Annotated in this window: 9 protein-coding genes, 1 pseudogene and 1 riboswitch; of the genes and pseudogenes, 8 read left to right on the top strand and 2 right to left on the bottom strand. The window is 34.0% G+C overall.

The window, feature by feature from the left end:
- The 8 genes and pseudogenes from BUA73_RS14195 to metK all read left to right on the top strand — a co-directional run.
- Positions 1–222: pseudogene (locus BUA73_RS14195) on the top strand (ISLre2 family transposase); the annotation flags it as partial.
- A gap of 131 nt (positions 223–353) precedes the next feature.
- Positions 354–3,365 (top strand): response regulator, encoded by a 3,012-nt coding sequence (locus BUA73_RS13495; RefSeq protein WP_072904622.1) that lies wholly within the window; start codon positions 354–356, stop codon positions 3,363–3,365.
- A gap of 20 nt (positions 3,366–3,385) precedes the next feature.
- Complete coding sequence (locus BUA73_RS13490) at positions 3,386–3,736, top strand: Hpt domain-containing protein (protein WP_072904621.1); 351 nt, start codon at positions 3,386–3,388, stop codon at positions 3,734–3,736.
- A 47-nt stretch (positions 3,737–3,783) separates the two neighbouring features.
- Entirely contained in the window at positions 3,784–4,677 is an 894-nt protein-coding gene (locus BUA73_RS13485) for an NAD(P)-dependent oxidoreductase (RefSeq protein WP_072904620.1), read from the top strand.
- 130 nt (positions 4,678–4,807) lie between these two features.
- Positions 4,808–5,374: an RNA polymerase sigma factor gene (locus BUA73_RS13480; protein ID WP_072904619.1), complete on the top strand. Its 567-nt coding sequence runs from the start codon at positions 4,808–4,810 to the stop codon at positions 5,372–5,374.
- Positions 5,358–5,894 carry a hypothetical protein gene (locus BUA73_RS13475; RefSeq protein WP_072904618.1) on the top strand — a complete coding sequence of 179 codons (537 nt, stop codon included), beginning with the start codon at positions 5,358–5,360 and terminating at the stop codon, positions 5,892–5,894. Before BUA73_RS13480 ends, BUA73_RS13475 begins: the two co-directional genes overlap by 17 nt.
- Entirely contained in the window at positions 5,891–7,183 is a 1,293-nt protein-coding gene (locus BUA73_RS13470; RefSeq protein WP_084672277.1) for a serpin family protein, read from the top strand. Before BUA73_RS13475 ends, BUA73_RS13470 begins: the two co-directional genes overlap by 4 nt.
- Positions 7,184–7,285: 102 nt before the next feature.
- A riboswitch (SAM riboswitch) is annotated at positions 7,286–7,405 on the top strand.
- Positions 7,406–7,554: 149 nt separating this feature from the next.
- The gene (metK, locus tag BUA73_RS13465; protein WP_072904617.1) at positions 7,555–8,730 is read left to right on the top strand and encodes a methionine adenosyltransferase; all 1,176 of its coding nucleotides are present in this window, start codon (positions 7,555–7,557) and stop codon (positions 8,728–8,730) included.
- A gap of 68 nt (positions 8,731–8,798) precedes the next feature.
- Here the strand turns inward: metK and BUA73_RS13460 are convergent, their stop codons facing one another.
- Positions 8,799–8,996: a hypothetical protein gene (locus BUA73_RS13460; RefSeq protein ID WP_072904616.1), complete on the bottom strand. Its 198-nt coding sequence runs from the start codon at positions 8,994–8,996 to the stop codon at positions 8,799–8,801.
- 102 nt (positions 8,997–9,098) lie between these two features.
- Positions 9,099–9,647 carry a DUF2284 domain-containing protein gene (locus tag BUA73_RS13455; RefSeq protein ID WP_072904615.1) on the bottom strand — a complete coding sequence of 183 codons (549 nt, stop codon included), beginning with the start codon at positions 9,645–9,647 and terminating at the stop codon, positions 9,099–9,101.
- Positions 9,648–10,042 lie beyond the last annotated feature (395 nt).

Here is a 10,042-nt window from a genome sequence, read left to right as displayed (position 1 = left end):
AATGAAGTATGCTCAGGCATTGTTACAAATGAGAAACTAGAAACAATAACAGAGATGATTACTTTAACGGCGTCAGATGTAAATAAGAAGGTAAAGAAAAGTAAGTATTATCCTATACAACAAGCAAGAATACCATTTACAGGCTACGCCATAACTAATGGACGAAAAGCTATACAAGATTTTTTTAAGGAAAGAAGTTTTAGTGAGCTTATTTATAGATAGTATGAGAATTTTAGCTAAAAATTGACGGGATAAGTGTTCCCCTTTTAGACTTCAATCGAAACTCTTCGGGGGTAAAAATTTAACTGAACTTATAATGGGAAAATTAGGAATACAAAATTGCCCACTTTAACTTGACACAAACTCAATACCTTGAAACAATTGCCCAATACGCGAGATGGGACTATGAGTATGTAAATACCACTTGGGAAAAAGCTGTGGAAATGCTGGAAAAGGGGGAAATAGATTTACTGACTCCTATTACGGCCAGTTCCGAAACAAAGGGGAAATTTGATTTTCCGCAGGCTACTATAGGAAAATTGATGTCATATCTCATAACAACAGAAGAATGTGACATTGCCTATGAGGATTTTAAGAATTTTCAGGGCATGAAAGTGGGTGTAGTAGGAAAGAATAGCATAAATGAAGGTCTTTTAGCTTATTGCAAGAAAAATAAATTCACAGTGGATACCGTGGAATACAGCAGTTTTCAAGAAGTGCTCAAGGCCCTTGATAAGGGGGAAGTTCAATCGGCTCTTATAAGCAACAATGTGAAACTGAAGGGTTACCGAATTATAGGTAAATTTAATTCTAAACACTTTTATATTGCTACTACAAAGGGCAATAGCAATATAATAAAAAAACTAGACTATGCTATAAATGAAATAAAGAACAATAACCCTGATTTCGACAATAGGTTGAAGTTTGAATACTTTGGGGATGGCAATGCCAATTTTAAACCTGTTTTTACTGAAAGAGAAAAAATGTATATACAGCAAAATCCAGTTATCAAGGTTGCATATGATGCAAAATGGCCTCCTATGGAGGAACAAAATGAAAAGACTGGAGAATTTTCCGGAGCTATTTCAGAAGTATATAAAAAGATATCCCAATTGTCAGGGATTAAATTTCAGTTTATACCTGCCAAGGGCTATGATGATCTGTTAAATATCTGCAAGAATGAAGATGTAAGGATGATATCGTCGCTGCCATATAATTTTGCTATGGTAAAAAATTTTAATTGTCTTATGTCAGAACCTTTTGTAATGATGCCTTCGGTTTTAATGTACTCCACGCAAAATTCTAATACAAAAACTGTGGCTGTGGCAAGAGGCTACTATAGTGAAAACAATGTGAAGCGCAATGTCGGCAATGACTATACTGTAAAGTTCTATGACAATTCTGAGCAATGCATTGAAGCTGTGAAGAATGGAATTGTACAATATGCTATGGTAAACATGCGGGAGGCCGATTATTACTCTTCTATGTCAAAATTTAGAAATATCAAAATAAGAGGGATCATGGGGCGAATGCAGTTTCTAAGCGTGGGAGTGATGAAAGATCAAGATCCTCGCTTATTTTCCATAATAAACAAGGTGTTAAGAAGTCTAGATAGAGAGACTATGGAAAAGATCATAAGGATGAAACCTGATTTGTCAAGAAATTTTAGCCTTAGCGACTTTATATACAATAACCCAGTTCAAAGCAGTATCGTACTTGCCGTTGCTATGGTGGCTATTTTAATGATTGTCATACTGCTTATTGTAAATAAAAAGAGGAAACAAGCCAACGAGTTGCTATGTAGGGCTGTGGAGCAAGCTGAACAGGCCAACAAGGCTAAAAGTGAGTTTTTATCGAAGATGAGTCATGAAATCCGAACTCCAATGAACGCCATTGTGGGAATAACATATATTGCGAAAAATTACACAGAAAAGAATAGTAAAATGGAGCAGTATATAAATAAAATCGAAAATTCCTCCAAAATACTTCTAGGAATAATCAACGATGTGTTGGATATGTCGGCTATTGAAAATGATAAATTAAGGATTTCAAATAAACCTTTTAATATACAAAAATTATTATCACCTATTTCAGATATATATTACTTGCAGTGCAAACAAAAAGGTATAGATTTCTCCATGGTAGCATCGGACATCCGACACGAAAACCTTGTGGGCGATGAGCTTAGGGTAAATCAAGTCATTATGAATTTGTTGTCCAATGCGTATAAATTTACGGAGAAGGGTGGTAAGATTAGAATAGTAGTCAGTGAAAAAAATTGTCGTGACAACAATACTTTCTTTAGCTTTACTGTAGAGGATACAGGTATTGGAATGTCCGAGGAACTGCTGGAAAGAGTTTTTAAACCTTTTGAACAAGAGGGTGCCGAAACGGCTATGAGACACGGTGGAAGTGGACTAGGTCTTTCTATAACAAAAAGTTTGGTGGAGCTTATGAGGGGTGCCATAGATGTTAAATCTAAAAAAGGAGAAGGTACTTCCTTTACCGTTGACTTACCATTCAAAATAAATGAAGTGGAAGAAAAGAATGCTCCTATGAATCTCGAAGATATTAGGGTTCTCATTGTAGATGATGACGATGAAAATAGGGAGTATACGGCAACTATTTTAAAAAGAATTGGTGTAAGATACTCCATGGCAGCTAGTGGAATTGAAGCACTAGAACTTTTAAAACATCGTTATGAAAAAAATGAAAAATACAATATATGTTTCATCGATTGGAAAATGCCTGGCATCGGTGGCGTTGAGGTAACTAGAAGTATAAGAGAATTCATTGACAAAAATACTCTCATTATAATCGTGTCTGCATATGATTTAGGAGAAATAGAGGAAGAGGCAAGAGAAGCAGGGGCAGACATGCTGATACAAAAACCACTGTTCCAATCTACTGTATTTGACTTGCTTGTATCTTTAAACTCAGGTGGTGAGAAAAAACTCATTGTTAAAGATCGTGAATACAACTTTGCTGGCAGGCGAGTTCTACTTGCAGAGGACAACGAGTTGAACACTGAAATAGCAGTAGAGATTTTAAGAATGGTAAATATGGAAGTTCATTGTGCTAAAAATGGAAAGGAAGCTGTTGAAAAGTTCAAACAATCGGCTGTGGGAACATATGATGCCGTATTGATGGATATCCAAATGCCTGTTATGGACGGATATGAAGCCACACGAAATATCAGAAAATTAGACCATGGTCAGGCTAAGAGCATTCCTATTTTAGCTATGACTGCCAATGCTTTTACAGAGGATGTTTCAGCGGCATTGTCTGCAGGTATGAACGGCCATATTGCAAAACCAATTGACACAAAGGTGCTATACAAAACTTTAGAAGACGTAATAAAATAGTATGGGGGAAAGAGAGCGGAATGAAGGTTAATAATTTACAAAAGGCAGGAATAGATTATGCCAGTGGAGTTGAGAGATTTGGCGGCATGGCTTTGTTGTATGAGAAATATGTAGTTAAATTCTTAAGTGATGAAACCTTTCATAGGCTAGAAGTAGCTATGGAAAAAGAGGACTACAATAAAGCTTTTGAAGAGGCACATACCTTAAAAGGTGAAACGGGCAATTTGAGCTTTGTAATTCTATACGAGAATATATGTGACCTTGTGGAGGCATTGAGAAATCAACGTGATATATCATTGGCAAAGAAAACTTTTATAGAAGTAAGGGATAGCTATAATATCCTTGTAAAAACTATAAAAGAGGAATTTTAATAAATATATTACAAAAAGATTTATTGCTTTTAAAGGGAGTGTTTTGTATGAAATTTAAAAAAATAGTAGCTGTTGATTATACAGGCATAGAGGAATTTGTGGGAGACAAGCTTAAGGAGTTGTGCGATGAAATAGTATTGTATAATGACATTCCAGACAGTGATGATGAAATTGTAAAGCGTATGAAGGATGCTGACTGTATGCTGGTGTCTTGGAATACCAAAATAAGCGAGAAAGTTATAACATCATTGTCAAAACTTAAGTATATTGGTATGTGTTGTACGCTGTACGATGAAAAATCTGCTAATGTAGATGTTATGACAGCTAGAAGAAGAAATATATATGTTATTGGTGTGAGTCACTATGGTGACAAGGGAGTTATAGAATATATATTCAGTGAACTTATTAGATTATTTAAGGGAACTGGTACTATAATGTTCAGAAATGAGCAGATTGAGCTAGAGGACATTAAACTTGGTATCATAGGTCTTGGCACTGTGGGAAATATGGTGGCTGAAGCTGCAGATTTTTTTGGTATGAAAATATTTTATAACAATAGACACGAGAAAGAACATTGCAAATATACTTATTTGAGTAAAGAACAACTTTTAAAGCAGTGCGATATAATTTCTGTACACCTTCCAAGAAATACTGTGGTATTAGGTGAAGAAGAATTTAAGACCATGGGTGGGGGTAAAGTTCTTATAAATACTGGATTATCACCATGTTTCGAAGAACAAGCTTTTTTTCGGTGGATAGATGACAAAGAGAATTTCGCTATATTTGATGGGGTATCGGCCACGGGGGACTTTAGAAAAAAATGTTCCCGATATAGCAATATCATTATGACACCAGTGGTGACAGGATTTACAAAAAATGCAAGAAGAAGGTTGGCAATGAAAGTAGTAGCAAATATAACGGAATTTTTAAATTGTAATTAATAAATTTATGACTATAAAACAATTTATCAGATATAGATGGTAAATTGTTTTTTTTAGTGAGAGTTTTATTTTATATGTTCGTATAAGAAGTGTAGGGAATAAATATTTATTCTGTGAGGAGGATTTTAACATGGACAACGGTACAAGTAGCTATTACCGTTTTATCCAAGGGGATGAAAGTGGGTTCGATGAAATTATAGATATGTACAGGAGTAATTTGATATTTTTCATAAACCGATATGTAAACAATATTTATATTGCCGAGGAGTTGGCGGCAGATGCTTTTGTTGAGCTTATTGTACACAAATATAGGTTTAAGTTTAGTAGGTGTACTTTGAAAACCTATCTTTTTACTATAGGAAAAAATAAAGCGGTTGATTATATAAGACATAATAGCAAATTTGCCATATGCAATATGGATGAAATCAGTGAACAATTAAAATCAGAGGAAAAAATGCTAGAGGAAGAGGTGGTTTCTAAAGAGGATAAGAGGCAGTTATTTTATTCTATAAAAAAGCTAAGCGAGGACTATAGGATAGCTGTACATCTTATCTATTTTGAAGAACTCAGTTATAAAGAAACAGCAAAGATTATGGGGAAGAGTGTAAAGCAAGTGGAAAACCTAATATATAGAGCAAAAGCTTCGTTGAAAAAAATTATGGAAAAGGAGGCGGTGGAGTATGAGGAGTTCAGATGAATTTAAAGCACTGGTATACAGTAAGACAGAACTTTACCATGATAAGAAAAAACGAAGCAATAAGAAAGTTATGAAGTATGCTATGACTACTGTGGTTTGCAGCTTTATTATATGTTTTGTAGTCAATATATGGCAATATGGTGGCAAGCACAAGGACACTGAAACAGAATGTACTACCTCTAGTGATAAAAAAGAAAGCATGAATTTACCAGAAGGTACAAAATCCATATGGAAACATGAACATATAGATGGCATAGAGATTGTAGGAAAGATCAATAATGAACCTTACAATATAAATTGCAATGAGAAAGAGGAAATAAAATATATTATGGAGTGCATTGATTCATTGGGTACAGGTTGTGTAAAGGAAATGGATAATGAAAGTGCTAAGGACAATGAAATTGGTGAGTTACAAGAGGACTATATAGTAGTTACAATAAAAAACCAAAATAATATATATAAAAAGTATCATATACGTGGCCAAATAATAAAAAAAATTGTGGGGGTATTAAAGAAATGAATAAAATTTTAGGGATGAAGAAAATTAGGGCAAAAGTAATTTCATTAAGTGTTTTAATTGTATCTATGGTATCCATTACGGGGTGCACTGCCTCAAATGTAAAGTTAAGTTGTACAGATCTTATGCAGGATGTTAAACGGGAAAAGGTTGAAAGCTATTTAGATGATAGCAAAAATGAAGCTATAGATAAAGCTCAAATGGGTTTTGCCATAGAGTTGTTAAAAAATACGGTAGAAAGTGGTGGGAATGCTGTTATATCGCCGCTGTCTGCTAGCATTGCCTTAGCCATGACTAGCAATGGAGCAGATGGAGAAACTAAGAAAGAAATAGAGAAGGTTCTTGTAGGAGGAATGGACATTGAGGATTTAAATAAATCTCTTTATAATAGATATATAGAGGGAAGGAACAACAACAAAAAGGATAGTCTTCTAACAGCTAACTCCATATGGTATAAGGAAAGCAAAGAAATTTCAAAAGAGTTCCTTCAGAAAAATATTAATTACTATGATTCACAGATTTATTCTGCACCTTTTGATGAATCCACAGTAAAGGATATAAATAAATGGGTGAAATCAAAGACTCAGGGGGATATCGATAAACTAGTTGAGAAGCTTTCAAGTGATACAATAATGTGTCTTATTAATGCCATATCATTTCGTGGTGAATGGAAAGATAAGTATGATAAGAATAATTTGTATAAGGGATTTTTTAACTGTGGCAGTGGCAAGAAAAGTGAAGTAGATATGATGAAGTCAAATGAAACATATTATATTGAAGATGATAAGGCCACAGGATTTGCGAAACCATATAAAGACGGTAGATACAAATTTGTAGCTTTGCTACCAAATGAGGGAGTTACTCTTCAGGAATATATATCTAGTTTAGAGGGTGATAGAGTTTGGGAAAGTATATATAACGCTAAATCTGCTGATGTGGAAGCAGTTATGCCGAAGTTTTCCATGGACTACTTAACGACTTTTAAGGGAAATAATACTTTTAAGAACATGGGAATAAAAAGTGCTTTTTCCATGGAAGAAGCTAATTTTAGTAAAATGAATTCCAAGGGTGAAAAAAACCTATATATAGATTCTGTTATTCAAAAATGTCATATAACTGTAGATGAAAAAGGTACAAAGGCTTCAGCTGCCACAGGGGTAATTATGAAGGAAACTGCTATGGCATTGCCTGAGGAAAAGAAAAGAGTAATTTTAGATAGACCATTCCTTTATATGATAGTAGATTCATCCAATAATTTACCCATATTTTTAGGCACGGTAACAGAATTTTAGTAAGTGTATTTTAAGGAAAAAATTACTTTGCAAATATATTGTTAGGTGTTGAAATAAATTTTAATTTATGATACTATAATTTTGAGTTAAACTTAATATGTGCTCTTATCAAGAGAGGTGGAGGGACAGGGCCCTATGAAACCCGGCAACCCGTATATGTCACTAACAATGTCATATTCAATGGTGCCAATTCCGCAGATATTAGTATTTGCAAGATAAGAGGTTATGTGGCTTTATAACCTCTTCTTTTGGAGAGGTTTTATTTTGCTTTTAATCTGGTAAATACTTAAAATTGGTTATTATAAACTTTAGTGTAGAATCAGCATAGAGATTCATGCTGATTGTAAAATTTAAAAAAGGAGAGGTTAGAAATGAGAAGATTATTTACATCAGAGTCAGTTACTGAAGGACATCCAGATAAGATGTGCGATCAAATATCAGATGCCATATTAGATGCTATTTTGGAACAGGATCCAAACGGAAGAGTTGCATGTGAAACAACTTGTACCACAGGGCTTGTATCGGTTATGGGAGAAATAAGTACACACTGTTATGTTGATATTCCGAGAGTTGTAAGAAAAACTGTAGAAGAAATAGGATATACAAGAGCAAAATTTGGATTTGATTACGCTACTTGTGCCGTTGTAACTTCTATAGGTGAACAATCCCAAGACATAGCACTTGGAGTAGATGAAGCTCTTGAATCTAAAAAAGGTGAAATGGATAAAATAGATGCTATCGGAGCTGGGGATCAAGGAATGATGTTTGGCTTTGCATCAAACGAAACAGAGGAATTTATGCCTCTTCCAATATCACTTGCACACAAACTAGCTCTAAAATTATCACAAGTTAGAAAAGATAACACTTTATCTTATCTTAGACCAGACGGTAAAACACAAGTTACTGTTGAGTATGATGGGAATACACCTTTAAGAGTGGATACTATAGTTATATCAACACAACATGATCCAGAAGCTACCCATGAACAAATTGAAAAAGATTTAATTCAACATGTTGTAAAAACAGTAGTTCCAGCAGAACTTTTAGATGAAAATACAAAGTATCTTATAAACCCAACTGGAAGATTTGTTATTGGCGGTCCACAGGGAGATTCAGGTCTTACAGGAAGAAAGATAATTGTGGATACTTATGGAGGTTCAGGAAGACACGGTGGTGGAGCATTTTCAGGAAAGGATCCAACAAAAGTTGATAGATCTGCTGCTTATGCTGCAAGATGGGTTGCGAAGAACCTTGTGGCTGCAGGTGTGGCAGATAAGCTAGAGATACAATTAGCTTATGCAATAGGAGTTGCTAAACCAGTTTCCGTATGTGTAGATACTTTTGGTACAGGAAAATTATCAGATGATGCCATTGTTACAATAATCCAAAAAGTATTTGACCTTAGACCAGCAGCGATTATAAAGGAATTAGACCTTAGAAGACCAATATACAGACAGACTGCTGCCTATGGACACTTTGGAAGAACTGATATAGATTTACCTTGGGAGCAATTAAATAAAGTTGAAGAAATAAAAAAATTAATGTAGTATTAAAAAGTCCATGGCATGTAAATTTTATTTATTATATCCATGGACTTCTTTTTTTACATATTCTATTATTCTATTTCTGAATACTTGCTAAGGCTTTCAAGTTTTGGATTTACAGTAAAGTTATAAAAACTATTTTGCAGATGATCGTTGTTGATTCTCTGTGATTCGCGATATGAAGGTACAGGATCTCCTTTTTCAGGGATGTGCTTAGCCTCACCTTTTTCCATGTATGCTTGCTGTTTTAGGGTATCGTTTTTTTCCATATTAGATTCTCCTTAGTAAAAGTTTTGACTTTAATAATAGTATGTCCTAAGAAGAAAATAATATGTAAAAATAAATAGATTTTTTATCTTAAAGTTAACTGTTTAAAGGTTGAATAGTGTAAGGCCGAAAAGGCTAAGAGTACCCTCTTTACAGGTATAATCCATTCCACATTTTTTAGCTAAATCGCTTACATCTACACAATAAGCTGAGAGGCAACCTACGGCAATGTCAGGATGATAACAATTCTTGTTGTCCAATTTAGCACATCTATCACAATATTTGCAACGTGTAGACATACAAAGTACATCTTTTGCACCCATTTTTAGAAGTTCTTGCTTCATCTTTTCTGATATTACATTTTGATTTATACCAGCTAGTTTAATATTATCTTTATCTTCAAAATCTTTTATTGGGCTAATGGTTTCATAGAAGATTCCGATATTTCGACTTTTAGCTTTACTTATAACCTGTTCCACTGTGCCTATATCAGGTGGGCACATAAGGTTTTTACCATAAAAACCACAGGCATTTTCTTCACAAAACTTTCTAAATTCTGGGTTAAATAATATATTACTCACATCTATTATACAAGCTCTCCTTGCACCTAAACTTAAAGCTAAATCTGTAAATTTTTCACAATCGTACTTCATTTGTTATACACTCCTTATAAAATGTCATGTAAAACACAACTTAATGAATATTACAATACATATTACCTAAATTCCACGTGCATTTTTTATTAGCTTAAAAGAACACTATTTCACGAAGAATTTAAACTGATACTCCCACATTGTAACATTATTTACCACCACCTTTCAATCTTTTTCAATAAATTATTGATTGCAACTTTGGAGTAAAGATACTTATTAAACCCTGCAAGTTATCCACAGAGCAACACTCGATTTTCAAGATGATATCTTTATTATACCAGACATTTTTCATACACTTCCTTGTACGGATAGTTTTCTGACAAATTCATAATTACAGTTCTTGCGGTTTTAATGATTTTGGCTGCAAGAAATACATACTTCAAACGAAAGGTCTT

Origin of the sequence: Hathewaya proteolytica DSM 3090, from assembly GCF_900142225.1 — a bacterium.
Lineage (GTDB): Bacteria > Bacillota > Clostridia > Clostridiales > Clostridiaceae > Hathewaya > Hathewaya proteolytica.
The sequence above is the reverse complement of the archived record's forward strand: the minus strand, read 5'-3'. Positions and strand labels throughout refer to the sequence as shown.